Source organism: Weissella thailandensis (assembly GCF_001932615.1).
In the GTDB taxonomy this organism is placed as follows: Bacteria; Bacillota; Bacilli; order Lactobacillales; family Lactobacillaceae; genus Weissella; species Weissella thailandensis.
The window spans coordinates 1,527,604-1,553,332 of record NZ_CP014332.1; the positions used below are offsets into that span (position 1 = coordinate 1,527,604).

The following is a 25,729-nucleotide window of genomic DNA, read 5'->3' on the forward strand; positions in this document are numbered from 1 at the left end:
ATAATTCCTTTCACTTCAAGAATAAAGCAAATATGTATAAAAAGGTTGGGACAAATATTGTTCCAACCTTTTTGGTCCTGTTAATCGTTAAGGCTAACAAGTACTTAATATGAAATCTTCTCAACCCGAATACGATCACGGAAAACGTAAAAACTCCAGATTTGATATGCCAACACAATTGGCAAAGCTGTAAATGAAATGATTGTCATCCACTTTAATGTATATGGTGTTGAAGTTGCATTCTTTAGCAAGAGTGACATACCTGATTCATTTCCAACAATGACACGTGGGAATAATCCTGTAAACAACAATGCCACGACTAAGATAATGACTAATCCTAGCGCGATAAATGCCCAGGTATTTTGTCTTTTAAGTGTAACTGTCCAAGCAACTAGTGTTAATACCACAATCGCTGCCAGCATAATAACTGTTATCAATGGCTTTTCCCTAAAGAAATCAGTAAAGGCAAATAACGTCACCGCAAATGCAACTTCACCAACCAAAAGTATCGGATATAGGACTCGCAATTGCTTTTGAATACGATCATGCAGTGAACCATCCGTAATCTTCAAACGTGCATAATTTAGACCATGCACGTATGAAAGTAACGACATAGCAACACCACCAACAATTGAGAAAATATTGAAGTAATCCCAGAAATTAGCTGACATATCACCACTAGCATCCAAAGGCATTCCCTGAGCAACGTCGGTAAATAGCACACCAAATAAGAAAGGTACAAACATCGATGTAATTGATGAAATAGTTGTCCATAAATCGCGGTATTTTGCTGTTTTCATTTGCTCACGGAACTCAAATGAAACACCACGATAAATCAATCCAATCAATATCGCAAATAGAATCAAATAGAAGCCTGAGAATAATGATGCATACCAGAATGGCATAGCAGCAAACATTGCCCCACCGGCTGTAATTAACCAAACTTCATTACCGTCCCAGTGTGGACCAATTGAACGAATCAACGCATCTTCTTCTTCATCATTCTTAGCTAGTGTCTTTAATGACATACCAATTCCAAAGTCAAATCCTTCAAGGAAGAAGAAACCTGAAAATAGTACAGCAATTAAAACAAACCATAAAATTTGATATCCTGTCATCGCTTAGGCCTCCTTTCCATTTTCAAATGCTTTAGGTGAAAATGGATCGACATCTTCTTCAGTTTCAGTTTCATCAACTGATTCTGGGCCAGCAATCATCACACGACGTGACAGCATAACCATGATTAGTCCTAATACTGTGAAAGTTGAAAAGTACAAAATATTTGATGTTAGCAATGATGCAGCAGAAACATTTGGTGATACAGCATCAGCCATCGTTAGTACTCCATAAACAACCCATGGTGCACGACCTAGCTCAGTAATTAACCAACCTGACGTAATAGCCACAAATGGCAAGTACGTTGCAATTCCAAATATCCAAAGAGCCCACTTGTACTTTGTAATATCAATTTTAGACTTCTTACGAGTGAACCAAAGTGCGACTACCGCCAACAATCCAAAGGCACCGGCTGATGCCGCCATGATTCGGAAACTATAGTACAACGTATTATTTGGTAAGTAATAATTCATATCATGGCCAAACTTTACATCGTACTTTTCATGAAGTTCCTTGTTAAGTTCATGCCAACCTTGACTACCACCAGTTAATGAATGGTGAGCTAGAATTGATAACATGTAAGGAACATCCAGTGACCACTTCACTTCATTGGTCTTTGGATCAGTGTAAGAGATAACAGACCATGGTGCCTGTTCATCATCGCCACCAACATTCTTATCAAGACCTTCTGTCGCAGCAAACTTCATTGGTTGATCTTCTTGTAGAGCCAATGAATGACTATCACCCGTGTAAGCTAACCCGACAACACCAACTAGTGCTACCACTGCAGATACCTGCACTGATTTTTTAAAGAAATTAACTTCATGGTGTGGTTTACGCAATAGTGAAAAGGCAGAAACTCCCATGACCACAAATGATCCTGCCATAAATGTGGCAAAAATAACGTGAGGGAATTCAAGCCATAATTGATGGTTTTGCAACAATGCTGGGAAATCTACCAAAACAGCTCGGTCAAATTTATGATCAACTTCGAAACCAACTGGATTCTGCATAAATGAATTAGCTGCTAAAATCCAAAGGGCTGAGAACGCCGAACCTAGTGTCGTTAACCAAATAAACAATAGGTGCAATTTTTTATTAAAACGATCCCATCCAAATGACCACAAGCCCAAGAAAGTTGATTCCAAGAAGAAAGCAACTAATGCCTCAACAGCCAGTGCTGGACCAAAGATATCACCCACATAACGAGAATATCTTGACCAATTCATACCAAATTGGAACTCTTGGATAATTCCAGTAACAACACCTACCGCAAAACTGAGCATAAAAATCTTACCCCAGAATTTTGTCATTCGTTTATACTGGTCATCCTTTTTTATAACGTACAAAGTTTCCATTACCGATACAATAATACCAAGCCCAATTGACAACGGTACAAAGAAAAAATGAAAAATTGTCGTCATTGCGAACTGGAATCTTGCCAGGTTTAAAATGGAAAGACCTGCTACCAAGTTCATACAACTAACCTCCTACTCAACAGATATGTTTTTAAGCGCAATAAGTGCTCATATAAGATTAATTGTACCTATTTTAGACATCTTTTACCACTTTATTAAACGTTTTTTTGCACATTTTTTTGCCAAAATATTATTTATTTGTGAATATTTTCATTAAAGTTTCAATTGACACACGCCGTTAATATTTCGTATCGCTTTCATCGTATTATTAAATGGACGTTTTCCGATATTTCGCTTAAAATAAACTAAAATAACCCATTTGGAGGAATAATTATGATGACGAAATTATTGGCACTGTCACCGTTAACCGATGAAAATATAGAAACATTAAAAAAATATCACATTACGGTTGTTACGCCAGAAACAATGATTCCTGACGAATATGCTGAAATTGATATTATTTATGGTTGGCGCTCTAAAGTTATCAGTAAAATACTAAAAACTCCCAATCATAGTTTAAAATGGATACAATCTTTTTCAGCTGGTGTCGATTTCATGCCCTTGGTCGATTTAGAAGAGCATCAAATTATCCTAACCAATGCCAGTGGACAAAAAGCAGTGCCAATTGCTGAAAGTGTGATGAGCTATATTTTACACTTTGCACGTGGTTTACACGTTTATCAAACACAGAATCATTGGGAACCCTTTGAAAAACAATTTACGCTAAAAGAATTGCCAGTTATCATATTTGGTACTGGACGTATTGGACAACAAATTGCTACCTATCTACAGGTATTTGGTACTAAAGTATACGGTGTCAATACAACAGGTCATCCAGTTGCTGGTTTTAAAGAAACTTTTGCTATCAATGATTTAAAACAAATACCAAATCATATCGCTATCGTTATTAACGCCTTACCTAGTACGCCTACGACAAATAATTTCTTTAATAAATCGCAACTGGAATTATTTAAAGAGCTATTCCTATTCATTAATATCGGGCGTGGTTCAACAGTCAATGAACAGGATTTATTGGCTAAACTTAATGACGGTAGTATTCAACACGCTGCTTTAGATGTAACTAAAGTAGAGCCAATCCCAAATGACTCGCAGTTGTGGCAGCAGGATAACTTGTTATTAACACAACACTCAACTTGGGCGGAAGAATCAGATTCGCTATTTAATATATTCATGAAAAACTTGCCAGACTTTCTGGCTGGTAAACCTCTATCTTACAACGTGGTTGATTATAAGCGCGGTTATTAGTATAAAACACCTATCACGATAGTTTAGTAAACTATTCTGATAGGTGTTTTATTAATTTATTTCAAGATCTTCTAGATACTGTTTAACATCATCTTGTAAGTTAATATCTTTAGAAAACTCTGCAGCTGCATACATGAGCATTTTTGCCTCTGATTTTTCTTTCAATAAAGATAACTGTTCACAACACTTTACTCGTAATTTTTGTAGTTTGACAATCTGATGAAAATGTTCACTCGTTGGTAAAATTGCCAATGCTTGTGTAATACGTTCCATTGCTTTTTGTGGATTATCAATCGTTAAATATAATTTGCTTTGATGATAATACGTGTGTGCAATGACCTTTCCTAATTCAGCACGCATGGTTGGTCGATAGCCTTTGATAATACCACAGGCACGTTCAAAATATTCTGATGCATATACGTACTCACCTTGTTTTGCCCACGTTGCCCCCATTTCTGTGTAAATTTCAATTAACAGCTCCGTTTGATGCTTTTCTGCATCACCAAGCGCAATTTGTAAAAACTGCATAGCAACGTTGGTCTGATTTTGAGACAACGCAATTCTAGCTCTTAATAGATTATATTCTGGCAATGCAAACACTGGTAATCGACGTAGTAAAGTTGAACTCTCTAATCGATTAGCGGCTTGTTCAAATTGACCAATATCAATAAAGTAACGGATAACCGTTAACGGCGTTACCGTCAACTCATTAATTTTAGCAACACTGGACACACGTAACTGTAAACGTGCGCAAAGTTGTTGTAAGACGGTGATATTTGAAATTTCATCAGTACGTTCTATTCGAGATAGCAAGGACTGATGACAGATACCCTCCGCAACATCAGCTTGTGAAATTCCTAATTGTTCGCGACGACGTTTTAAACTACCTTTTAATAATTTCATGTCTTTGATCTCCGAATCAAAAATATATTATTAGCATATATGTTAGTTAAATAATAAACAAGTCTTTTTATATTAGTTTTTGGAGTTAATGATAATTTAAATACATAGTTTATGATATTTTTCATAGGTAGAATCACGCTATACTACTCTTTTATTGCACTTTTAGTTTTAATGTCCTAACAGTGTTACATAAAATAATTAATTTTCACATATTTAAATATGCTAATTTTCACAGGCAATTTTTCATATATTTCAGGATAAGCAAATCAGTCAAAAGGTATTTCCAACCTGCTACCATAATAATTACCTGATTTAAGCCTACAAAGAAGAAAAAAATTATGCACTCATCGCTGCATTAAACTTTTAATCTTTGGAAACGTCTTACTATTTAAATCTAAATACGCTGGCAAAAATCCTATGCTTCCTTTTTGTCTATCTTATATAAAAGCTTAATTTAATCACTTATTTTTCTTGTTTATAAAAATAAAAAGTTAATCAATAATAAATGTGTACTATTTCTTCGTAGAACCTACGCAGTACGCCCTTACAAAGGTTCTCATACCCAACTCATCCAGCTGACTATCTCTACTCAAAACAATGTTAAGGTATACAAACGATCTTATCCAATTAATTCATTTTTTCTTTTAGAAACAAAAAAATTGCTCTCCCGAAGGAGAACAATTCTAGTTATCAATTAATGTTATTAAGTACGGAGACAGAGGGATTCGAACCCTCGCGCCGGTTTCCCGACCTACACCCTTAGCAGGGGCGCCTCTTCAGCCTCTTGAGTATGTCCCCATGTCAAAAGTAATCTTTTAACAAAATGGGACTGAGAGGACTCGAACCTCCGACCTCACCCTTATCAGGGGTGCGCTCTAAACCAGCTGAGCTACAGTCCCATACTACAAAGCGGACGACGGGAATCGAACCCGCATTCCCAGCTTGGAAGGCTGGAGCACTAGCCGTTGTACTACATCCGCATAACACTATTAATATAATGCTATGGCGCGGGGCGGAATCGAACCGTCGACACTACGAGCTTCAATCGTATGCTCTACCAACTGAGCTACCGCGCCAAAATAAAACGGTCACAACGGGATTCGAACCCGTGATCTTTCGCGTGACAGGCGAACGTCATAACCAACTAGACCATGCGACCAACAGATAAAAAAATCTGATTTAATTGCGGGTGTAGGATTTGAACCTACGACCTTCGGGTTATGGGCCCGACGAGCTACCAGACTGCTCCAACCCGCTATAATAAATAATAATCATCAAATGATGACGAAGGAGAATGTGGGATTCGAACCCACGCGCCGGTTTCCCGACCTGACGGTTTTCAAGACCGTTCCCTTCAGCCAGACTTGGGTAATTCTCCATAAATACCTAAGGCCTAAATGGACCTTGTTGGACTCGAACCAACGACCGGACGGTTATGAGCCGTCTGCTCTAACCAACTGAGCTAAAGGTCCAATTTCTATGAGCCAATCGCGGCGGGGGGAATCGAACCCTCGACCTCCCGGGTATGAACCGGACGCTCTAGCCAGCTGAGCTACACCGCGAAACATAACACTTAGTGTCATAATCGGGACGACAGGATTCGAACCTGCGACCCCCTGGTCCCAAACCAGGTGCTCTACCAAACTGAGCTACGTCCCGAACATGCTAACTAGCAATAATAAACAAACTAACGTTTGTAATGCACCTAGAAGGATTCGAACCTTCAACCTTCTGATTCGTAGTCAGACACTCTATCCAGTTGCGCTATAGGTGCAAATAATATGCCGGCTACCGGGATCGAACCGGTACGATGTCTCCATCGCAGGATTTTAAGTCCTGTGCGTCTGCCTATTCCGCCAAGCCGGCAAAGCGAACAACGGGATTCGGACCCGCGACCTCTACCATGGCAAGGTAGCGTTCTACCAGCTGAACTATGTTCGCATGATGCCGACTAAAGGGTTCGAACCTTCGACCTCCGCTTTACAAGAGCGATGCTCTACCAACTGAGCTAAGTCGGCAACAAATAAATAGTTACCAGTTTGACGAAATAGATACATATTATTAAAGTGGGTCGTCTGGGGCTCGAACCCAGGACCCATGGATTAAAAGTCCACTGCTCTGCCAACTGAGCTAACGACCCAATGGACGTTACAGGGATCGAACCTGTGACCCCCTGCTTGTAAGGCAGGTGCTCTCCCAGCTGAGCTAAACGTCCATTGATGCATCGCGATGTCCTATCCTCACAGGAGGCGATCCTCCAACTACTTTTGGCGCTACTGAGCTTAACTGCTGTGTTCGGTATGGGAACAGGTATGACCTCAGTGCCATCATCACGACACGATAGTTACTAAAAGCAACCACGAGATTAATTATCTCAAAACTGAATCATAATGTCAAGTCTTTTTTTCATTTTGCCTTACACCACTTGCTACTTGGTTAAGTCCTCGAACCATTAGTACTAGTCCGCTCCATGTGTCACCACACGTCCACTTCTAGCCTATCTACCTCATCATCTCTGAGGGGTCTTACTTCATTTCTGAATGGGAAATCTCATCTCGAGGCGAGTTTCACACTTAGATGCTTTCAGCGTTTATCTCATCCGTACATAGCTACTCAGCGATGCTCCTGGCGGAACAACTGATACACCAGTGGTACGTCCACCCCGGTCCTCTCGTACTAAGGGCAGCTCCTCTCAAATTTCCTACGCCCGCGACGGATAGGGACCGAACTGTCTCACGACGTTCTGAACCCAGCTCGCGTACCGCTTTAATGGGCGAACAGCCCAACCCTTGGGACCGACTACAGCCCCAGGATGCGATGAGCCGACATCGAGGTGCCAAACCTCCCCGTCGATGTGGACTCTTGGGGGAGATAAGCCTGTTATCCCCAGGGTAGCTTTTGTCCGTTGAGCGATGGCCCTTCCATGCGGAACCACCGGATCACTAAGCCCTACTTTCGTACCTGCTCGACTGGTAAGTCTCACAGTCAAGCTCCCTTGTGCCTTTACACTCTGCGAATGATTTCCAACCATTCTGAGGGAACCTTTGGGCGCCTCCGTTACTTTTTGGGAGGCGACCGCCCCAGTCAAACTGCCTGCCAGACACTGTCTTCCACCACGCTTAGTGGTGTGAGTTAGAGTGTTCATACAACGAGGGTAGTATCCCACGTTTGCCTCCATCGAAACTAGCGTCCCGATTTCTACGGCTCCTACCTATGCTGTACAAGCTGCACAAACACTCAATATCAAGCTACAGTAAAGCTCCATGGGGTCTTTCCGTCCTGTCGCGGGTAACCCGCATCTTCACGGGTCTTTAAATTTCACCGAGTCTCTCGTTGAGACAGCGCCCAGATCGTTACACCTTTCGTGCGGGTCGGAACTTACCCGACAAGGAATTTCGCTACCTTAGGACCGTTATAGTTACGGCCGCCGTTTACTGGGGCTTCAATTCGTACCTTCGTCGAAACTAAGTACTCCTTTTAACCTTCCAGCACCGGGCAGGTGTCAGCCCCTATACGTCATCTTACGATTTTGCAGAAACCTGTGTTTTTGATAAACAGTCGCCTGGGCCTATTCACTGCGGCTCAGCTTGCGCTGAGCACCCCTTCTCCCGAAGTTACGGGGTCATTTTGCCGAGTTCCTTAACGAGAGTTCACTCGCTCACCTTAGGATGCTCTCCTCGACTACCTGTGTCGGTTTGCGGTACGGGCAGGTAAACACTAACTAGAAGCTTTTCTCGGCAGCGTGACATCACAGACTTCCCTACTTTATTTCGGTCCCCATCACAACTTGTCCGTATAAGTGCAAGCATTTAACTCACACTAAGACTCATTGCTTGGCCCAGCATTTCCAGCAGCTGGGATCCGTTAGCCTTCTGCGTCCCTCCATCGTTCAAACATGTTCACCTGGTACAGGAATCTCAACCTGTTAGCCATCGACTACGCCTTTCGGCCTCGCCTTAGGTCCCGACTAACCCTGGGAGGACGAGCCTTCCCCAGGAAACCTTAGTCATATGGTGGACAGGATTCTCACCTGTCTTTCGCTACTCATACCGGCATTCTCACTTCTAAGCGCTCCACCAGTCCTCACGGTCTGACTTCATTGCGCTTAGAACGCTCTCCTATCGCGCCACTTACGTGGCACCCGTAGTTTCGGTGGTGTGTTTAGCCCCGGTACATTTTCGGCGCAAAATCACTCGACTAGTGAGCTATTACGCACTCTTTAAATGGTGGCTGCTTCTGAGCCAACATCCTAGTTGTCTATGCAACTTCACATCCTTTTCCACTTAACACACACTTAGGGACCTTAACTGACGATCTGGGCTGTTCCCCTTTCGACAATGGATCTTATCACTCACTGTCTGACTCCCGGACATACGTGATTGGCATTCGGAGTTTATCTTAGTTTAGTAACCCGAGATGGGCCCCGCACCAAAACAGTGCTCTACCTCCAACACGCTTTCTTCCGAGGCTAGCCCTAAAGCTATTTCGGAGAGAACCAGCTATCTCCAAGTTCGATTGGAATTTCACCGCTACCCACACCTCATCCCAACATTTTTCAACATGTATGGGTTCGGGCCTCCAGTGCGTTTTACCACACCTTCACCCTGGACATGGGTAGGTCACCTGGTTTCGGGTCTACAACAACATACTCAGTCGCCCATTTCAGACTCGCTTTCGCTACGGCTCCGGTCTTTCCACCTTAACCTTGCATGTTATCGTAACTCGCCGGTTCATTCTACAAAAGGCACGCTATCACCCATTAACGGGCTCTAACTTGTTGTAGGCACATGGTTTCAGGAACTTTTTCACTCCCCTTCCGGGGTGCTTTTCACCTTTCCCTCACGGTACTGGTTCACTATCGGTCACTAGGGAGTATTTAGCCTTACGAGATGGTCCTCGCAGTTTCCAACTGGATTTCACGTGTCCAGCCGTACTCAGGATCCTACACGGGAGTTTGCTTACTTTCGCATACGGGGCTATCACCCAGTGTCGCTCAGCTTCCCAGCTGATTCTGCTAATAAACAAATTTGTAACTCCACAACGGTAGTCCTACAACCCCAGAGTGCAAGCACTCTGGTTTGGGCTTCTCCGTGTTCGCTCGCCGCTACTGACGGAATCGATTTTTCTTTATTCTCCTGTTGCTAATGAGATGTTTCAGTTCACAACGTCTACCATCGTTTAACTATGTATTCATTAAAACGATAACTTGCATAACAAGTTGGGTTCCCCCATTCGGAAATCCCCGGATCAAAGCTTACTTACAGCTCCCCGAGGCATATCGGTGTTAGTCCCGTCCTTCATCGGCTCCTAGTGCCAAGGCATTCACCATGCGCCCTTAATAACTTAACCGATCAACTTACGTTGATGATTTCGTTTGAGTATTGTGACTCAATGGTCACAAGCGATTTTAAACTTATTTAAAAAACTCAAAAAATTACGCGGTGTATTTTTTCGGCTCAATTTAATTGATAAAAATCAATTTAAATGAATTTAAAAATTTACAATTATGATTCAGTTTTCAAAGAACTAATCAGAGAGATAAAACTCTCAAAACTAAATATCGTTTCGTTGAATGTGTAGGATTCCGATTTTCCTTAGAAAGGAGGTGATCCAGCCGCAGGTTCTCCTACGGCTACCTTGTTACGACTTCACCCTAATCATCTGTCCCACCTTAGACGGTTGGCTCCTAAAAGGTTACCGCACCGGCTTTGGGTGTTACAAACTCTCATGGTGTGACGGGCGGTGTGTACAAGACCCGGGAACGTATTCACCGCGGCGTGCTGATCCGCGATTACTAGCGATTCCGACTTCATGTAGGCGAGTTGCAGCCTACAATCCGAACTGAGACATACTTTAAGAGATTAGCGTACCCTCGCGGGTTAGCGACTCGTTGTATATGCCATTGTAGCACGTGTGTAGCCCAGGTCATAAGGGGCATGATGATTTGACGTCATCCCCACCTTCCTCCGGTTTGTCACCGGCAGTCTCACTAGAGTGCCCAACTAAATGCTGGCAACTAATAATAAGGGTTGCGCTCGTTGCGGGACTTAACCCAACATCTCACGACACGAGCTGACGACAACCATGCACCACCTGTCACCTTGTCCCCGAAGGGAACATCCTATTTCTAGGATTGACAAGGGATGTCAAGACCTGGTAAGGTTCTTCGCGTTGCTTCGAATTAAACCACATGCTCCACCGCTTGTGCGGGTCCCCGTCAATTCCTTTGAGTTTCAACCTTGCGGTCGTACTCCCCAGGCGGAGTGCTTAATGCGTTAGCTGCGACACTCAAGGGCGGAAACCCTCGAACATCTAGCACTCATCGTTTACGGTGTGGACTACCAGGGTATCTAATCCTGTTTGCTACCCACACTTTCGAGCCTCAACGTCAGTTACAGTCCAGAAAGCCGCTTTCGCCACCGGTGTTCTTCCATATATCTACGCATTTCACCGCTACACATGGAGTTCCACTTTCCTCTACTGCACTCAAGTTATCCAGTTTCCAAAGCCCTTCCTCAGTTGAGCTGAGGGCTTTCACTTCAGACTTAAATAACCGTCTGCGCTCGCTTTACGCCCAATAAATCCGGATAACGCTTGGAACATACGTATTACCGCGGCTGCTGGCACGTATTTAGCCGTTCCTTTCTGATAAGATACCGTCACACACTGAACAGTTACTCTCAATGTCGTTCTTCTCTTATAACAGTGTTTTACGAGCCGAAACCCTTCATCACACACGCGGCGTTGCTCCATCAGGCTTGCGCCCATTGTGGAAGATTCCCTACTGCTGCCTCCCGTAGGAGTATGGGCCGTGTCTCAGTCCCATTGTGGCCGATCAGTCTCTCAACTCGGCTACGCATCATCGCCTTGGTAAGCCATTACCTTACCAACTAGCTAATGCACCGCGGGTCCATCTCTTAGTGATAGCAGAACCATCTTTCAATTAACAGCCATGCGGTTGTTAGTATTATACGGTATTAGCACTTGTTTCCAAATGTTATCCCCTGCTAAGAGGTAGGTTACCCACGTGTTACTCACCCGTTCGCCACTCTTTGTCAGATAAAATCAAATCAGAGCAAGCTCTTCATATCAATTAAAGACAAAGCGTTCGACTTGCATGTATTAGGCACGCCGCCAGCGTTCATCCTGAGCCAGGATCAAACTCTCATTTTAAAAGTTTGAGTATAACTCAATTTGTTGTTATTTGTTTAACAGAAGTTAAACGAATTTATTAGTGAATTGACTTCACAAATGTTTTGTATCAAGTAAATTACTTGATGACCCTACACATTTGTTTCATCGAAACGATATTCAGTTTTCAAAGAACTATCTCGTTAGAAAGCGTTTACTCAACGCCAGCTATATTAGAATAACAACTTCGTGCAACATTGTCAAGAAATTCATCAACTAACAATTGTTGTTTGACATCCATTGCTCTAACACAACTTAATAATCATATCTTATTAAATCCTGATTGTCAACATTTAATTTCAATTGATTATTATTGAGTTTAAATGAATAATGTAATCTTTCCTCAAAACTCAACTTTTTAATAATACCTAATTTATGAAACAATTGCAAGTGTTTTTCAAAATAAAATTAATCTAATTGCATAACTCCTGTCATATCAACGTTTTTCAAAAAATCAACCACGTCCTTGGCATTCACGAACTGCAATCCAAGTAAGCTTAAGCGATCCAAATTCAAATTTTCTGAATCAACTGGTTCAAATGTGTATAGCGAAATCAAATCTTCTGGCGAATCCAAACCTTGCGTATGCCAAGCTGCTAACTCCCCAAAACGCAAGTTATCCATATTAATACCTAATTCATCTTGCATACCACTAACAAGTGATCCTAGAGCAGTGTCACCGTCATGTTTATGCATCTTAACTGTGTAGAACTTTGGTTCTGGTACTTCATCTGTTACTAAAAAATATGACTGTTCATTTCGCGTAAATATAATTGTTCCTGCAATAAGTGACATATTCGTCTCCTTGTACTTCTATTGATGCAAACGTTCAAGTGCTTCATTAATCATCGATTGCCCAGATTTAGAAATAGTATCAAAGCCTATCTCTAAATGTTGATTCGTCCAATAATGATGTTGAATATATTTATGCTCTTGTTTTACATTTTCAATATCAAGTGGCGCTTTATCATAACCATCAAGGACTGTCCGTCTAGAAAGAGATATCTTATGACTGTATAGATCAATATCTAGAATCATGACACGGATTGGCTCACCAACCTTTATTTCATCCCCAATCTCATGGATAAACGCTGAACGACACTCGGATATATGAATTAATCCTTGATGTTTTTCATCAAGCTGTACAAAAGCACCATAGGGTTGTATGCCAGTTACAACCCCTTCTAAGACCTGGCCGACATGAAACGTCATCATTATACCTCCTATATACAATATTAAAATATATGTATCCGAGAAAACATCCCGGCTTATTAATTAATCAGTTACTGTTGCTTTTAAAATTTTGATATCTGTCTTTGGCTTATCAGCAAAGTCAACTTTTTGATTTGCCATGTTATCAATAACATCCATTCCTTCGATAACTTGACCAAATACAGTATGGTGCTTATCTAACCATGGAGTTCCACCATTTTTACTATATGCTTGAATGATTTCATCAGGAACCATTCCTGCAAGTGATTGCAACATACGTTCTGGTACCTTATGTGCTTGGACAATAAAGAATTGTGAACCATTTGTATTTGGACCAGCATTTGCCATTGACAAAGCACCCCGCAAATTAAAGACCTCATCAGAAAACTCATCGGCAAATGATTTACCCCAAATAGATTCACCACCCATACCAGTACCGGTAGGATCACCACCTTGAATCATAAACTCATTAATAACACGATGAAAAATGATGCCATCATAATACCCTTGTTTAATTAATCCAACAAAATTTTCAACTGTTTTAGGCGCTTGTGTGGGGAACAATTGTACTTTGATGTCACCTAACGTTGTTGATAAAGTCGCGATTGGTCCTGACACTTCACTTATATTTAATTGTGGAAAAGCCATTATATTTCTCCTCTTAAGTTATGTTAAATATACTGGGGTTATTATAACATATAACGTACATGGGCTTAAAAAAGTGTTAAACTAGAAGCTAAGTAATTTTTAGTCAATTGACAAATATAGGAGTTTAAACACAAAATGGTTCAAATTATCGATATATTCCTCCATCTTGATGTTCATTTAAATAATCTAGTAAATACATGGGGTGGTTGGTCATATGCTGCTCTATTTGCCGTTATTTTTATCGAAACAGGTGCTGTTGTCCTGCCATTTCTACCGGGGGATTCGTTACTATTTGCAGCTGGATCAATCGCAGCTCTATCAGGTAACTCACTCAACCATTGGGTATTAATGTTACTATTTTGGATTGCTGCAGCCACTGGTGATTCGCTTAACTTTTGGTTAGGACGAACGGTTGGTTTGAAATTAGTCCGTCACCCTATTTTAGGACGCTTTATCAAGGAAAAGCACTTACAAGAGGCTAATGAGTTCTTTGTAAAGCACGGTAAAATGGCTGTTATTCTAGGTCGGTTCTTACCAATCATCCGAACATTGGTTCCTTTCACTGCTTCCATCTCAGGTTTTCGATACCGAAACTTTATCGGGTTAGAAATGATCGCAATTACCTTATGGGTCGTTATTGCTGTCGAAGCTGGTTATTACTTCGGTGGTAATGCGTTTGTCAGTGAACATTTCTCATTAGTTCTTATTGGTATTCTACTTGTTTCAGCATTACCAGCCATTATTAGTGCTGCTCGTCAAATGATTGTCTCAAAAAAGCAAAAACAGATTGAAAAATAATTATCGTCTATAAAAAAGAAGACGGACTCAACAAAGTCCGTCTTCTTTTTTATATATTAAACTTACTTATTTGTTTGTATCATCAATAACCACATTGCCAGCTTCTATTTCTTCAAAAGCTTGGCCAATTGGCTTAACTGAATCGAACTTTGACAAAGTAGGCAATTCACCTTGCTCCAATCCATGAGCTCGCTTTGCGCCTAAAGCAATTAGCTTATAACGTGAATCAACTTTCTCTAATAATTTATCAACAGATGGGTATAAAATCATGCCTCTAACTCCTCAATCATTTTAATATACTCTGGCAACACACGGTTAACGCGTAATCGCTCAACTTTAATAATATCTTTAATACGATTAACAGCCAATGAAACTTCATCATTAACAACTGCATAATCATAGTTCGCCATCATACGAATCTCAGCAGTTGCTGCTGATACACGGCGATCAATAACATCCATCGCCTCTGTACCACGACCAATCAATCGCTCTTTCAGGGCAGCTAAATCAGGTGGTGTTAAGAAAATATAAGCCCCTTCTGGCATTTTTTCTTTCACCTGTAGTGCACCCTGTACATCTATTTCCAATAGAACATCTCGCCCTGCTGCTAATGTTTGGTCAATAAACTTCTTAGGAGTACCATAATAGTTTCCTACATATTCAGCATATTCCAACATATCGCCATTTGCAATTTCTGTTTCAAATTCTTCGCGGGTCACAAAAAAGTAATCTTCACCGTTTACCTCACCATTTCTGGGCTGTCTAGTAGTCATTGAAATAGAATATTGAAAATCAATATCTGGTTCCTCGAATAAGGCCTTTCGTACAGTACCCTTTCCCACGCCAGACGGTCCAGATAGTACGATTAATACGCCACGTTTCATGGTATACTTGCTCCTAACTTTTTATTTAGCTATTTAAGTAGTCATTTTACTCGTTTTTTCTCTTTGAGACAACTTTATTCCTCTGAAATTTTATTATCATGGGCTCTTTTGAGTAAATCACGGGCATTTTCTTTCGCAGCAGGCGTTAATTCGTCACCTGATAACATCCGGGCTAATTCATCCGTTCGTTGTGCTTCTGGTAATTGTCGTACCACCGTCTCGGTACGTTCTCCCACCACTTGTTTCTCAATGAAAAAGTGGTGGTCAGCAATGGCGGCTACCTGAGGTAAATGAGTAATCGTAAGTACTTGCGAGTAACGGCCAATAACAGCTATTTTTTCAGCAATCGCCTGAGCAACACGGCCGGAAACACCCGTATCAACCTCATCAAAAATGATCGATGTTACCCCTTGTTCTCGCGAGAAGATGGTTTTCATAGCCAGCATCATTCGTGAAAGCTCACCACCAGATGCAATTTTGGCTAACGGCTTAGCACCTTCACCCAAGTTAGTTTGAATATAAAACTCAACAATATCTGATCCCGTCGCAGTTAAGCGCTGGTGCTCAAACTTTACCGAGAAAACAGCCTTATCCATGTACAAATCTTTCAATTGCTCATGAATTTGCTTTGCTAGCGACGTTGCCGCTTCACTTCGAATATCATGTAGCTGCTCAGCCAAGGTATTGGCTTCTTTTTTAGCAAGCTCTACCTCGTCAGCTAATGCTGCTGCACTCTGCTCGCTGCCACCCATTTGGGCTAATTCGGCATCTACTTTTTGTTGATGTTCTAACACGTCAGTAACTGTCGCACCATATTTCTTTTCCAATGACCGAATCAAATTTAAGCGTTCATCGACAAATTGCAAGCGTTCTTCATCAAACTCTAAACCATCACGAACCGTTAATATATCTGAACTTGCTTCTTGTAATTCATAATAGGCACCTCGCACAGCCTCAGCTAACCGCGCATAACGAGGTGATAGTTCTTCAATATCTTCTAACTCACCCATTGCCGTCGCAATAGTTTCTAAACCATTATGTTCCCATTCACCACTTAATGCTTCGTAAGCCTTTGACAAGGCAGTTAGAACGTCTTGAAAATTTGATAACTCTTGATATTCAGCTTCAAGACGTTCTTCTTCACCAGCTTCCAAGTTGGCTTCATTCAATTCATTACTTTGAAAACTTAGCATATCTAAACGCTGTGCCCAAGCTTGTTCATCCGCTTGTCGTTGACGATAAGCATCTTCTAAACGACGATACTTTTTATAAGCCTGACTGTAGGCTGCCATAACAGGTTGCAATCGGTTTTTAGCAAATTCATCTAACAAACTTAAGTGACGTTCAGGTTGCATTAAAGCCTGATGTTCATTTTGACCATGAATATCTACCAAGTGACTACCTAATAATTTTAAAGCTGTCGCATTGACTAAAGTATTATTAACTCGAATAACATTGCGTCCATTTCGATGCAATTCTCGATGAATCAGCAGTTGGCCATCTTCTAAAACAACGCCCAAATCATCGAGAATCTCTGATAACGCCGTATTTGGTTCAACATCGATCAATCCCTGCAAAATTGCTGTATTAGTACCTTCTCGTATATAATCTTGTGAACCTCGACCACCTGTTAGCAAACCAACCGCGTCAATAATAATAGATTTTCCAGCACCAGTCTCACCTGTCAATACCGTCATCCCCGGTTCGAAACTAATATTTAATTTTGGAATAATCGCAAAATTTTGAATTGATAGTTCTTGTAACATGCGTCCTCCTCAAGTATAGCCAATTTACTGTAATTGTTGCGTAACAAACTCACTTGCTTGTACATCTCTATTTAAAATGATCAGTACATCTGAATCATCACCTAACATACCAAACAGCTCGTCAAAATCGGCTTCTTCTAAGGCTGATTTCAAGGCCGGACCCGTACCGGGCAACACTGTAATCATCACAAAATTATCTTGTGTACGAATCGTCGTCGTTGGCTCTTGAATAATTCTCTTTATACGTACCAATGCATCGGTTTGTGCCACAATTGCATAAGCAAACCCTCCTGTTTCAAGAGGTACCTTAACTAATTGCATCTCTGAAATGTCACGTGAGATGGTCGCCTGGGTAACTTCCCAACCGACCCGGTTTAATTCAGCAACCAAATCCTCTTGCCGTTGAATATTTTTTTGTGCAATTAACTCACGAATTGCCAATTGTCTTTCTTTTTTAGTTTTTCTCATCTTCTTTACCCTCGCGATGGGCATTTAACTGGGAATGTGCTGATTGTACAACGGCCTCTCTGTCAGCCGCCGTCATTGTACTTCCCCCGCCATCCAATACCAGATGTGCAAGAAATTCAATATTTCCCGAACCACCCTTAATCGGTGAATAGTCTAACCCAATCATGCTGAATCCTGCTTGTTTGGCATAATCAGCAACTTTATCAATAACTTGGCTATGAATTGTCGCATCTTTTACAATACCGTGTTTACCAACAGCCTCACGTCCTGCTTCAAATTGCGGTTTAATCAATGTCGCAACCGAACCACCAGCTTCTAAAATCTTAGCCAATGGTGGCAAAATAAGGTTCAATGAAATGAATGAAACATCAATCGTTGCTATTTGCGGTTGTCCATCTTGGAAATCCGCCAACTGTGAGTAACGAAAATTAGTATTTTCCATCACGATAACGCGTTCATCAGAACGTAATGACCACACTAACTGATTCGTCCCCACATCTAACGCATAAACTAATTTTGCACCATTTTGCAATGAAACATCGGTAAAGCCACCCGTTGATGACCCAATATCCAATACCGTTTTATTTGCCATATCAATGTCAAATACATGTAATGCTTTTTCTAATTTAAAGCCTCCCCGTGATACATATGGCATGGGAGCGCCCTTCAGATGTAATTCCGTAGTAACTGGTATCTTTTCACCAGCTTTATCCATCCGTTGTTCATTAGCTCCTAAGATTTCACCAGCCATAATGGCTCGTTTAGCCTGTTCACGTGAAGTAAATAGTCCTTGCTGTACCGCTAAAACATCAACGCGTTCTTTTTCTATTCCCATGTTTGCTCCAATGTTTCTGTAAAATAATCTAAGAATGATGCCAATAATGTTGTATCTAATCCCGTAGCTTTTTCAAACTGTGAAAGTGCTGTGTTAGCATTGTTTACTTGTGTTTTTAATGCCAAAACCGTTTGGGGTAATCCCAGAATAGTTGGATAAGCTTGTGATTCCACCTTACCTGCTTGATAATCATCAATATCATCTTTGATCTGAAATGCTAAACCATACGCCATACCAAAATCACGCAAAATCTTTTGAACTTCTTTATCTGCATTAGCCATAATGGCACCAGCTTGTAGTGCGTATGCAATCAAGGCGCCTGTTTTATGATAATGAATCGCCTGTGTTTCAGATAATGTCACGGCAGCTTTCTGCATTGCTTCAATATCTAACACCTGTCCAGCTACCATACCGGCACCACCTGAATCCTTAGCTAAGGTTGCGACAAGTTGCACGCGCTGTGAATCATTCAATGGTTGATCTGCCGCAGTTAACCATTCAAAAGCTAATGGTTGTAAAGCATCCCCCGCCAAAATCGCCATATCCTCACCAAATGCACGATGAGTAGTAGGCTTGCCACGTCTTAATTCGTCATCATCCATTGCTGGCAGGTCATCATGAATCAAACTATACGTGTGTACCAATTCTAACGCGCTTGCTGCTTTAAGATAATTATCAACCGGTTGCCCATAAGTATGGAGAACCGCCAATGATAACATCGGCCGGAGACGTTTACCACCTGCCAATACTGCATACAACATGGCCTCCCGCAATGTTGATAATGACACATCATTTGTTAATTCAGTTTCTAAGGTTCGCTCAATTTTAGGTATCACAATCTTTGAAAATTCTTTTAACCGCATCAGCCTATTCTCCATCGCCAAAATCACTAATGCTGCCATCCTCGTTCACAATTTTGGCGAGGCTAGTTTCAGCATTTTGTAATGTTTTTTGTAAATCTTGACTAATTTTAATACCAATTTCGAATTGTTTGAGCGCTTCTTCTAGCGGAACGTCACCTTTTTCCAATTGGCTAACAATTTTTTCTAAGTTTGCTAGATTCTCTTCAAATGTTTTCTCTGCCATTTTACTTCTCTTTCTTTTCGGTAACCCGGGCAACGATTTCACCATCTGATATTTGAATCGTGATATCGTCATCCAACGCAACTTGTTTTAATTGCCGAACCACTTCAGTATCTTTTTTGGTCACACTATAACCACGACCCAACACAGCTAATGGACTCACCAATTGTAAGCCAGACGCAGCTTGACCAAAACGCTGTTTAGACTGGGCCATTTCATGTTGCATACTCATTTTTAATCGTGGCAATAATGTCTCTACTTGTTGCTTTTGCTGTGCAATTTGTCCTGTAACTGTTCGAATCAATTTATCTTGTGCAATATCCAAACGTTGTAAATATCCTTCATACAATCGTTCCGGATTCGTTAATACATAACTTTGTTGTATCCGTGTTAACTGGTCTTTACGTTGCGCAATTTCACGTTGTAACAACGTGACTAGCTTTTGTTGATTTTGTTGAATAGCCAACCATAAATCTGCTAAGGGCATTGGTGTCGCCAATTCCGCAGCAGCAGTCGGCGTTGCAGCACGTTTATCAGCAATGAAATCAGCAATAGTTGTATCCGTTTCATGTCCCACAGAACTAATTACCGGAATCTTGACCGTTAATAACTGTCGAGCAAGCTTTTCATCATTAAACGCCCATAAATCCTCGATTGATCCACCACCACGTCCAATGATCAACACATCATAATCCTGCGCTTGATTAACAGCTTCAATCTGTTGACATAAGGAAGGGACTGCGCCATCCCCCTGCACAACTGCCGGATATAAGACAATTTCAGCAATCGGATACCGTCGCTGCACGGTTGTCATAATATCGCGAATAACTGCACCACTTGGCGATGTGATGACTGCAATTTTCTTAGGAAACAAAGGTATCTTCGCTTGCCTAGCCTGAAACAAGCCTTCTTTATCTAATTTTTCTTTTAATTGTTCGTAGGCTTGATATAATGCACCGACACCATCAGGTGTAATCGTTTCAATAATCAAACTATATGACCCATTAGGTGCATAAAGATCCATATGACCACTAACATTAACTTTCATACCTGGTTCCAATTGGAATTTTAGACGGTTAAAAGCTGACTTAAACATCGTCACTGATAGGACTGCTTGATCATCTTTGATTTTAAAATATTGATGACCTGGTCGTTGACGATAATTGGAAATCTCTCCTGTTACATAGACTTTTTTTAAATATGGATCAGCTGTAAACTTACGCTTTAAGTAAGCAGTTAACGCTGAAACCGTTAAATATTCTGCCATCCTTGCTCCAATTCTATGTGGTGGTGCTTCGCGGCAAGTTCCACTGTGGTTTGTAGTAATGTTGCAATCGTCATCGGACCGACACCACCCGGAACAGGTGTAATGGCGCCAGCAACTTTTTCAGCTGACACAAAATTCACATCACCAACTAACTCATTATTTGGTAATCGATTCATTCCGACATCCATGACAACAGCCCCTGGCTTCAAGTCAGCGCCCATTACTAAGTCAGGAACCCCTGTGGCAACCACGACAATATCCGCTACAGCTAATAACTCGCGACGTAATGTCGCTGGCGTATATTGATGTAATAACGTCACACTAACATTAGCAGCTTGTAATAGTGCAAACATTGGTCGACCAACAAGAATTGAACGTCCAATAACAACCGCATGTTTATTTGATAAATCAATTTTTTCATGCTGTAACATGGTCATAATACCACGTGGTGTATTAGCAATTGGGTAATAACCCGCTTGACCAGCATAAAGACGGCCAATATTTTCGGGATGAAAACCATCAACATCTTTTTCCGGAATAATACCTTCTTGTACTTTTTGTTCATTAATTTGTGATGGTACCGGACTTTGCACAAGAATTGCATCAATCGTATCATCAACGTTTAATGCAGCTACTTTATCTAAAATTTCTGCTTCAGTGGCCGTGCTTGGATATTTAAACGTTTCAGCATGGACACCTACTTTATTAGCCGCACGTTCTTTATTACGAACATAGATTTCACTTGCCGGATCCTCACCCACTAAGATCACAGCTAAACCAGGAATTACCGATTGCTCTTTTAAAATAGCCGTCTGTTCTGAAACTGCGCCACGTAGTTTTTTAGCAATCGCTTTACCATCAATAATCTTCGCCATATTATCCTCACTTTTATTCATTCTTGTGCATAAATTTTATCACACAATCACGTTTTTAACCACGTATAGCTCAATATAAAAGGCGAATAAATCGCTTAATTTTAACGATTCATTCGCCTTCAACATTGCATACATAGCAACTATTTAACCATTAAATTATGTGCATAAATATTGGAACTAATTAACAGCAAAGTGCTGGTAAATCTTAAATAGCATTGTCCCAATAATTGCAATGGCTAATGTGTTGACCAAAACAATCAATGCGCCTTCTTTCATTGATTCTACCAGTGACAAATTGTAGACCCAGTGATCTCCTAAAGGTGCGATAATTAACCAGACAACAATATTCGCAAGTAATTGCCAAATATTAAACAAGACCAACTTTCTTGTTGTTAATTCACCAATAAAAATTGCTAAACGCCGGGTAATCAAACCAATAAATAGACCAAATAAACTATCGGCAATCGTCCAAGTCCACCACACAGTTGCCGTTGTACTATTAACCAATGCGTCACTTGTCGCATGACCAATAAAAGCCGTCACCGCACCTGAAATTGGTCCAAAAATGGCTGTTACCAACGATAACCAGGCTGGTGCCAAAGTAGCATTCTCCGTGGTATCACCGATTTGGACCGCTAAATATTTAAACAGAATTATGAAAACAATAATACTAATGATTGTACCAATCACTTTATGTGATGCGATAACATTATGTTTCATTATTTAATTCCTCCAATATAACTACCGACACCGTGTGCCCTAAACAACCAAACATTTTTCAACCAAGTTATGTATGCAAAGATTACTTTGTTTCATCTTCAGCAGCCTTTTCTGCTTCCTTTTCCTCTTCAAGTGCTTTTAACTTATTTTCATTGATTACTTCAATTTGTTCATTAAAAAAAGAGGCTATTTTTTCCTCAACAGATGTTGCATCATCCAAGAATGACTGTGCTGACGCTGCCTTTTTGATAATCAAATGTGATTTCGTCACTAATGGATGTTCCACGATCATATACAATGATACTTCTGTCTCTGGATCATTAATGATAATTTTACGAATTGCATTCGTATAACGAATTGGCAAATTGATGAGACTCGTTTCCAATCGTAAACTAATGGGCTCTTCCTCGTTAATTAACACTTCTGCACTAAATATTTGATTGTCAGCAACGTTCTTTTCAACAAAAGCAAACAACTCATCTAATGCAATCGTCTCTTGATCAGCAGCTTCAAATGTTTTTTGTTTATAATTTTCTTCAGTCAAGATTTCAATGAAATCATTTCCTGTCATTTCCATGGGTTAACCCCTCTTCTCTAACTTTATATATAAGTTTAGCACACGGGACACGTTTTACACTAGCCACTGTATCGAACAGAGTGTGAGCAAAAACGATTTGAATTTAGTTGTAACACGGTTAAACAAATTGTTGGGTGGTGCAACGCAACAAACAAAAAACCTTGTGCCAGATTTAATGGCTCTATACTTTCTAGCGTGAAACTAAAAATTTCACGCTTTTTATTTCGCCTTTTTCACAAACAAAAAGACACCAATAAGATACCGGCGTAAAATGTAATCGACGAAAAAAACAGATACGAGGTATTTATTGATGTCCATTAATGATTCTATCCTAAATTCAGTTGGTTTAACAGACAAAAATATTAAATTTATAATTTCTGAAGATGGTAATTTCAATGAGTTAGTCCCTTACGGGCATTATCATCATTTAGTTTTACTATATAAAGCCAGTCTAGCTACTCCTCCTGAATACTGCCCACAATGCGGTTTTAGTTTAACTGATCATTTATACTTATCGGGTACTGATAGCGCTAAGTATAAATTACCTACCACTAATGGTTATCAACAAATTTTATATTTAACGAAACAACGTTACCAATGTCGTCGTTGCCGGAGTACCTTTGTTGCACAATCACCAGATTTTATGGAAAGGTCATCAATCTCACGACCCTTACTACACCAAATCATTGATTTGGCTAAACGTGATATTTCCGAAAAAAATATTGCCTATATTTTACATTTATCAACAAGTAAAGTGAATCAGTTAATGCATCACGCAGCCAAGGCCTACCAAACAAATTACACTAAAAAATTACCAACGGTTATTTGTGTTGATGAATTTCATTACGCTAAGTATCAATATAGTTTTGAAATGATCGATGGTCGTACTAGTGAACTAATTGAGCTTTTCCCAAATAGAACAAGCACAAATATCCGAAAGTACTTGTCGAATTATGCTTTAACTAATCGACAACGAGTAGAGTACGTTGTCACAGACATGAACGCTAACTATAGTACTCCTCTAAGACAGATGTTTCCCAATGCTCAAATAATTATTGATCGTTTCCACATTATTCAACTGGCAATGAAAGCTGTGCAATCTACAAGAATCACTATCCAACGAGCCATTAACAATAAACACAGTCGTGTTTACAAATTACTGAAATCAAATTGGCAGTTCTTCATTACCAACCTTACCAAACTGGATTTAAACCAAACTCGTTGGTTCAAAGGCATTAATGAATACATGTACCCTCAGGATGCTTTACAACTAGTGTTTGGTTTATCGCATCACTTTAAGCAAGCTTATGAAGTTTATCAAGCAATATTAACATCCCAGCAGAATCATTCCTTTGATGACTTCTCCGCAATTGTAGCTCAGTATAAACCAAACCATTCTGCAATGGATCAGGTTATTTTAAGCTACAAGAAAAACTATAAAGGTATTAAGAATGCCTTTTCAAATCCTGCTTCCAATGGACGTATTGAAGGAACAAATCGTCGTATTAAACAGATTGGCCGGACGGCCTACGGCTATGGTAACCCACATAATTACTTTTTCAGAATTCGTCTACAACTATTTAATCGTCACCAAATTAAAGTAAACTTCATGAACTTATTAACACAAAAAACGACCATGAATCTGATATAATCTGTCAGATTCACAGTCGCTTTTCACAAACCTAATTAATCGATTTTACTGTTTTTCACGCTATTTGACACAGAGCCGATTTAATCTGACACAAGGTTTTATATAGACTTAAGCTATTGCTATTCTCGTTATTTCACAATAATATTTTCACGATTCTTGATTTTAGCAGCTGCTGCGTGATCCACAATCACTGTGACATCTGAATGTGTTTGTAAAGCACTGGCTGGCATATTTTCTGTAACAGGTCCCTCAACCATTGCTGCGACGGCGTCTGCTTTATTCTCACCATAGGCAACTAATAGAATTTTCTTAGACTTTAAGATACTACCAATTCCCATTGAAATAGCTCGGCGAGGCACATCATCTTCATTGGCAAAAAAACGTGCATTGGCTGCAATTGTTGATGGTGTTAAGTCGACAGCATGTGTTTGACTATCAAATGACGTTCCTGGTTCATTAAACCCAATATGCCCGTTTTGACCTAATCCCAATAATTGCAAATCAATGGGGTGGTTAGCGATGACTTTATCATAACGCACAGTTTCCGCCGCAATATCATCAGCTAACCCATTAGGAACATAACTTTCTTTAAATGGCTTCGCATTGAATAGATTTTGATTCATAAAGTAACGATAGCTCTGGTCATGTGTCCCTGCTAGTCCTTGATATTCATCTAAATTAATTGAAATTTTGTCTGAAAAATCAACATCGCTAGCTGTTAATGCTTGATAAATTGAAATGGGTGATGAACCGGTTGCTAACCCAAACACTTGTGCTTTATCTGCTAATGCTTGTTTGAAAATATCAAACCCAGCTTGACCACCTGCTTGTTGATCTTTTACTTCAATAATTTTCATGATTACACTCCATCTATAACGTTTTGGTATAGACCAATAATATACCATTCACAATAAAATTGCAATCAAAACGATTCATCACTATTCCTCAACACACGCATAATAAAAAAGCTGAGACAAAATAAACTGTCCCAACTTCATTATATTTAAAATTTATTCATGATGAATAATAGGTCTATTCACCCTTAACGGCT

The 25,729-nt window shown here is 40.3% G+C and carries 21 protein-coding genes, 16 tRNA genes and 3 rRNA genes; 3 read left to right on the forward strand and 37 right to left on the reverse strand.

Translation table 11 applies throughout. The annotated features are described in order from the left end of the window. Nucleotides 1–104: 104 nt before the first annotated feature. Both cydB and FOL01_RS07585 read right to left on the reverse strand, forming a co-directional pair. The gene (gene cydB / locus FOL01_RS07580) at nucleotides 105–1,118 is read right to left on the reverse strand and encodes a cytochrome d ubiquinol oxidase subunit II (RefSeq protein ID WP_075270069.1); all 1,014 of its coding nucleotides are present in this window, start codon (nucleotides 1,116–1,118) and stop codon (nucleotides 105–107) included. Between the two features lie 3 nt (nucleotides 1,119–1,121). Continuing rightward, the gene (locus FOL01_RS07585) at nucleotides 1,122–2,594 is read right to left on the reverse strand and encodes a cytochrome ubiquinol oxidase subunit I (protein ID WP_156835012.1); all 1,473 of its coding nucleotides are present in this window, start codon (nucleotides 2,592–2,594) and stop codon (nucleotides 1,122–1,124) included. Nucleotides 2,595–2,867: 273 nt separating this feature from the next. Here FOL01_RS07585 and FOL01_RS07590 point away from each other — a divergent pair, with 273 nt between their 5' ends. Then, complete coding sequence (locus FOL01_RS07590; RefSeq protein ID WP_207649837.1) at nucleotides 2,868–3,800, forward strand: NAD(P)-dependent oxidoreductase; 933 nt, start codon at nucleotides 2,868–2,870, stop codon at nucleotides 3,798–3,800. A 51-nt stretch (nucleotides 3,801–3,851) separates the two neighbouring features. On the opposite strand, the gene FOL01_RS07595 is transcribed toward FOL01_RS07590, so the two are convergent. The 23 genes from FOL01_RS07595 to FOL01_RS07705 form a co-directional block, all read right to left on the reverse strand. Then, the gene (locus tag FOL01_RS07595; protein WP_075270070.1) at nucleotides 3,852–4,703 is read right to left on the reverse strand and encodes a helix-turn-helix domain-containing protein; all 852 of its coding nucleotides are present in this window, start codon (nucleotides 4,701–4,703) and stop codon (nucleotides 3,852–3,854) included. 710 nt (nucleotides 4,704–5,413) lie between these two features. Further along, nucleotides 5,414–5,501: transfer RNA gene (locus FOL01_RS07600), tRNA-Ser, on the reverse strand. Nucleotides 5,502–5,527: 26 nt separating this feature from the next. Next, nucleotides 5,528–5,602 (reverse strand) — tRNA-Ile (locus tag FOL01_RS07605). Between the two features lie 9 nt (nucleotides 5,603–5,611). Next, a tRNA-Gly gene (locus tag FOL01_RS07610) sits at nucleotides 5,612–5,683 on the reverse strand. 23 nt (nucleotides 5,684–5,706) lie between these two features. Then, nucleotides 5,707–5,779: transfer RNA gene (locus FOL01_RS07615), tRNA-Phe, on the reverse strand. A gap of 9 nt (nucleotides 5,780–5,788) precedes the next feature. Next, nucleotides 5,789–5,862 (reverse strand) — tRNA-Asp (locus tag FOL01_RS07620). 24 nt (nucleotides 5,863–5,886) lie between these two features. Then, a tRNA-Met gene (locus FOL01_RS07625) sits at nucleotides 5,887–5,960 on the reverse strand. Nucleotides 5,961–5,991: 31 nt separating this feature from the next. Further along, a tRNA-Ser gene (locus FOL01_RS07630) sits at nucleotides 5,992–6,081 on the reverse strand. A 20-nt stretch (nucleotides 6,082–6,101) separates the two neighbouring features. Then, a tRNA-Ile gene (locus tag FOL01_RS07635) sits at nucleotides 6,102–6,175 on the reverse strand. A 16-nt stretch (nucleotides 6,176–6,191) separates the two neighbouring features. After that, nucleotides 6,192–6,265, reverse strand: a tRNA-Met gene (locus FOL01_RS07640). 23 nt (nucleotides 6,266–6,288) lie between these two features. Continuing rightward, nucleotides 6,289–6,362 (reverse strand) — tRNA-Pro (locus tag FOL01_RS07645). A 41-nt stretch (nucleotides 6,363–6,403) separates the two neighbouring features. Then, nucleotides 6,404–6,477, reverse strand: a tRNA-Arg gene (locus tag FOL01_RS07650). A gap of 8 nt (nucleotides 6,478–6,485) precedes the next feature. Continuing rightward, nucleotides 6,486–6,569: transfer RNA gene (locus FOL01_RS07655), tRNA-Leu, on the reverse strand. Between the two features lie 2 nt (nucleotides 6,570–6,571). Then, a tRNA-Gly gene (locus FOL01_RS07660) sits at nucleotides 6,572–6,644 on the reverse strand. A gap of 4 nt (nucleotides 6,645–6,648) precedes the next feature. Then, nucleotides 6,649–6,721 (reverse strand) — tRNA-Thr (locus tag FOL01_RS07665). 49 nt (nucleotides 6,722–6,770) lie between these two features. Next, nucleotides 6,771–6,843: transfer RNA gene (locus tag FOL01_RS07670), tRNA-Lys, on the reverse strand. A gap of 2 nt (nucleotides 6,844–6,845) precedes the next feature. After that, nucleotides 6,846–6,918, reverse strand: a tRNA-Val gene (locus FOL01_RS07675). Nucleotides 6,919–6,924: 6 nt separating this feature from the next. Next, nucleotides 6,925–7,041: ribosomal RNA gene (gene rrf / locus FOL01_RS07680) — 5S ribosomal RNA — on the reverse strand. A 94-nt stretch (nucleotides 7,042–7,135) separates the two neighbouring features. Further along, nucleotides 7,136–10,052: ribosomal RNA gene (locus FOL01_RS07685) — 23S ribosomal RNA — on the reverse strand. Nucleotides 10,053–10,301: 249 nt separating this feature from the next. Next, nucleotides 10,302–11,876 (reverse strand): 16S ribosomal RNA (locus FOL01_RS07690). The 16S, 23S and 5S rRNA genes sit together here with 16 tRNA genes alongside, the layout of an rRNA operon. A gap of 426 nt (nucleotides 11,877–12,302) precedes the next feature. Further along, complete coding sequence (locus FOL01_RS07695) at nucleotides 12,303–12,689, reverse strand: hypothetical protein (protein ID WP_075270071.1); 387 nt, start codon at nucleotides 12,687–12,689, stop codon at nucleotides 12,303–12,305. Nucleotides 12,690–12,707: 18 nt separating this feature from the next. Next, on the reverse strand, nucleotides 12,708–13,109 hold the full coding sequence (locus FOL01_RS07700) for a CvfD/Ygs/GSP13 family RNA-binding post-transcriptional regulator (RefSeq protein ID WP_335673819.1): 402 nt from the start codon (nucleotides 13,107–13,109) through the stop codon (nucleotides 12,708–12,710). Nucleotides 13,110–13,169: 60 nt separating this feature from the next. Beyond that, nucleotides 13,170–13,754 (reverse strand): peptidylprolyl isomerase, encoded by a 585-nt coding sequence (locus tag FOL01_RS07705; protein WP_075270073.1) that lies wholly within the window; start codon nucleotides 13,752–13,754, stop codon nucleotides 13,170–13,172. A 135-nt stretch (nucleotides 13,755–13,889) separates the two neighbouring features. On the opposite strand from FOL01_RS07705, the gene FOL01_RS07710 reads away from it, so the two are divergent. Continuing rightward, nucleotides 13,890–14,552 (forward strand): VTT domain-containing protein, encoded by a 663-nt coding sequence (locus FOL01_RS07710; protein ID WP_075270074.1) that lies wholly within the window; start codon nucleotides 13,890–13,892, stop codon nucleotides 14,550–14,552. A gap of 66 nt (nucleotides 14,553–14,618) precedes the next feature. Here FOL01_RS07710 and rpoZ read toward each other — a convergent pair whose 3' ends face one another. The 11 genes from rpoZ to FOL01_RS07765 all read right to left on the reverse strand — a co-directional run bounded on the left by rpoZ (nucleotide 14,619) and on the right by FOL01_RS07765 (nucleotide 23,027). After that, the gene (rpoZ, locus tag FOL01_RS07715) at nucleotides 14,619–14,822 is read right to left on the reverse strand and encodes a DNA-directed RNA polymerase subunit omega (protein WP_075270075.1); all 204 of its coding nucleotides are present in this window, start codon (nucleotides 14,820–14,822) and stop codon (nucleotides 14,619–14,621) included. After that, entirely contained in the window at nucleotides 14,819–15,436 is a 618-nt protein-coding gene (gene gmk, locus FOL01_RS07720; RefSeq protein ID WP_075270076.1) for a guanylate kinase, read from the reverse strand. The genes rpoZ and gmk overlap by 4 nt, the downstream gene beginning before the upstream one ends. Nucleotides 15,437–15,510: 74 nt before the next feature. Beyond that, nucleotides 15,511–17,202 carry a DNA repair protein RecN gene (gene recN, locus FOL01_RS07725; RefSeq protein ID WP_075270077.1) on the reverse strand — a complete coding sequence of 564 codons (1,692 nt, stop codon included), beginning with the start codon at nucleotides 17,200–17,202 and terminating at the stop codon, nucleotides 15,511–15,513. Nucleotides 17,203–17,226: 24 nt separating this feature from the next. Continuing rightward, complete coding sequence (locus FOL01_RS07730; RefSeq protein ID WP_075270078.1) at nucleotides 17,227–17,670, reverse strand: arginine repressor; 444 nt, start codon at nucleotides 17,668–17,670, stop codon at nucleotides 17,227–17,229. Then, complete coding sequence (locus FOL01_RS07735) at nucleotides 17,657–18,505, reverse strand: TlyA family RNA methyltransferase (protein ID WP_075270079.1); 849 nt, start codon at nucleotides 18,503–18,505, stop codon at nucleotides 17,657–17,659. The genes FOL01_RS07730 and FOL01_RS07735 overlap by 14 nt, the downstream gene beginning before the upstream one ends. Further along, nucleotides 18,496–19,407, reverse strand: a complete 912-nt coding sequence (locus tag FOL01_RS07740) for a polyprenyl synthetase family protein (RefSeq protein WP_237342622.1) — start codon at nucleotides 19,405–19,407, stop codon at nucleotides 18,496–18,498. Before FOL01_RS07740 ends, FOL01_RS07735 begins: the two co-directional genes overlap by 10 nt. After that, entirely contained in the window at nucleotides 19,373–19,591 is a 219-nt protein-coding gene (locus FOL01_RS07745) for an exodeoxyribonuclease VII small subunit (RefSeq protein ID WP_075270081.1), read from the reverse strand. The genes FOL01_RS07740 and FOL01_RS07745 overlap by 35 nt, the downstream gene beginning before the upstream one ends. Nucleotide 19,592: 1 nt before the next feature. Continuing rightward, on the reverse strand, nucleotides 19,593–20,855 hold the full coding sequence (gene xseA, locus FOL01_RS07750; protein WP_075270082.1) for an exodeoxyribonuclease VII large subunit: 1,263 nt from the start codon (nucleotides 20,853–20,855) through the stop codon (nucleotides 19,593–19,595). Beyond that, the gene (locus tag FOL01_RS07755) at nucleotides 20,840–21,730 is read right to left on the reverse strand and encodes a bifunctional 5,10-methylenetetrahydrofolate dehydrogenase/5,10-methenyltetrahydrofolate cyclohydrolase (RefSeq protein ID WP_075270083.1); all 891 of its coding nucleotides are present in this window, start codon (nucleotides 21,728–21,730) and stop codon (nucleotides 20,840–20,842) included. The genes xseA and FOL01_RS07755 overlap by 16 nt, the downstream gene beginning before the upstream one ends. A 177-nt stretch (nucleotides 21,731–21,907) precedes the next feature. After that, entirely contained in the window at nucleotides 21,908–22,450 is a 543-nt protein-coding gene (locus FOL01_RS07760; protein WP_075270084.1) for an ECF-type riboflavin transporter substrate-binding protein, read from the reverse strand. 82 nt (nucleotides 22,451–22,532) lie between these two features. Beyond that, nucleotides 22,533–23,027 (reverse strand): hypothetical protein, encoded by a 495-nt coding sequence (locus FOL01_RS07765; RefSeq protein WP_075270085.1) that lies wholly within the window; start codon nucleotides 23,025–23,027, stop codon nucleotides 22,533–22,535. Nucleotides 23,028–23,337: 310 nt separating this feature from the next. On the opposite strand from FOL01_RS07765, the gene FOL01_RS07770 reads away from it, so the two are divergent. Further along, nucleotides 23,338–24,678 (forward strand): ISL3 family transposase, encoded by a 1,341-nt coding sequence (locus tag FOL01_RS07770; protein ID WP_075269323.1) that lies wholly within the window; start codon nucleotides 23,338–23,340, stop codon nucleotides 24,676–24,678. A gap of 128 nt (nucleotides 24,679–24,806) precedes the next feature. Here the strand turns inward: FOL01_RS07770 and FOL01_RS07775 are convergent, their stop codons facing one another. Continuing rightward, nucleotides 24,807–25,535: a glucosamine-6-phosphate deaminase gene (locus FOL01_RS07775; RefSeq protein WP_075270086.1), complete on the reverse strand. Its 729-nt coding sequence runs from the start codon at nucleotides 25,533–25,535 to the stop codon at nucleotides 24,807–24,809. Between the last annotated feature and the right edge of the window lie 194 nt (nucleotides 25,536–25,729).

Bases quoted from the DNA above. Each gene is read 5' to 3' on its own strand.
- cydB (WP_075270069.1), bottom strand. From the start codon at position 1,118: ATGACAGGATATCAAATTTTATGGTTTGTTTTAATTGCTGTACTATTT.
- FOL01_RS07585 (WP_156835012.1), bottom strand. From the start codon at position 2,594: ATGAACTTGGTAGCAGGTCTTTCCATTTTAAACCTGGCAAGATTCCAG.
- FOL01_RS07590 (WP_207649837.1), top strand. From the start codon at position 2,868: ATGATGACGAAATTATTGGCACTGTCACCGTTAACCGATGAAAATATA.
- FOL01_RS07595 (WP_075270070.1), bottom strand. From the start codon at position 4,703: ATGAAATTATTAAAAGGTAGTTTAAAACGTCGTCGCGAACAATTAGGA.
- FOL01_RS07695 (WP_075270071.1), bottom strand. From the start codon at position 12,689: ATGTCACTTATTGCAGGAACAATTATATTTACGCGAAATGAACAGTCA.
- FOL01_RS07700 (WP_335673819.1), bottom strand. From the start codon at position 13,109: ATGATGACGTTTCATGTCGGCCAGGTCTTAGAAGGGGTTGTAACTGGC.
- FOL01_RS07705 (WP_075270073.1), bottom strand. From the start codon at position 13,754: ATGGCTTTTCCACAATTAAATATAAGTGAAGTGTCAGGACCAATCGCG.
- FOL01_RS07710 (WP_075270074.1), top strand. From the start codon at position 13,890: ATGGTTCAAATTATCGATATATTCCTCCATCTTGATGTTCATTTAAAT.
- rpoZ (WP_075270075.1), bottom strand. From the start codon at position 14,822: ATGATTTTATACCCATCTGTTGATAAATTATTAGAGAAAGTTGATTCA.
- gmk (WP_075270076.1), bottom strand. From the start codon at position 15,436: ATGAAACGTGGCGTATTAATCGTACTATCTGGACCGTCTGGCGTGGGA.
- recN (WP_075270077.1), bottom strand. From the start codon at position 17,202: ATGTTACAAGAACTATCAATTCAAAATTTTGCGATTATTCCAAAATTA.
- FOL01_RS07730 (WP_075270078.1), bottom strand. From the start codon at position 17,670: ATGAGAAAAACTAAAAAAGAAAGACAATTGGCAATTCGTGAGTTAATT.
- FOL01_RS07735 (WP_075270079.1), bottom strand. From the start codon at position 18,505: ATGGGAATAGAAAAAGAACGCGTTGATGTTTTAGCGGTACAGCAAGGA.
- FOL01_RS07740 (WP_237342622.1), bottom strand. From the start codon at position 19,407: ATGGCAGCATTAGTGATTTTGGCGATGGAGAATAGGCTGATGCGGTTA.
- FOL01_RS07745 (WP_075270081.1), bottom strand. From the start codon at position 19,591: ATGGCAGAGAAAACATTTGAAGAGAATCTAGCAAACTTAGAAAAAATT.
- xseA (WP_075270082.1), bottom strand. From the start codon at position 20,855: ATGGCAGAATATTTAACGGTTTCAGCGTTAACTGCTTACTTAAAGCGT.
- FOL01_RS07755 (WP_075270083.1), bottom strand. From the start codon at position 21,730: ATGGCGAAGATTATTGATGGTAAAGCGATTGCTAAAAAACTACGTGGC.
- FOL01_RS07760 (WP_075270084.1), bottom strand. From the start codon at position 22,450: ATGAAACATAATGTTATCGCATCACATAAAGTGATTGGTACAATCATT.
- FOL01_RS07765 (WP_075270085.1), bottom strand. From the start codon at position 23,027: ATGGAAATGACAGGAAATGATTTCATTGAAATCTTGACTGAAGAAAAT.
- FOL01_RS07770 (WP_075269323.1), top strand. From the start codon at position 23,338: ATGTCCATTAATGATTCTATCCTAAATTCAGTTGGTTTAACAGACAAA.
- FOL01_RS07775 (WP_075270086.1), bottom strand. From the start codon at position 25,535: ATGAAAATTATTGAAGTAAAAGATCAACAAGCAGGTGGTCAAGCTGGG.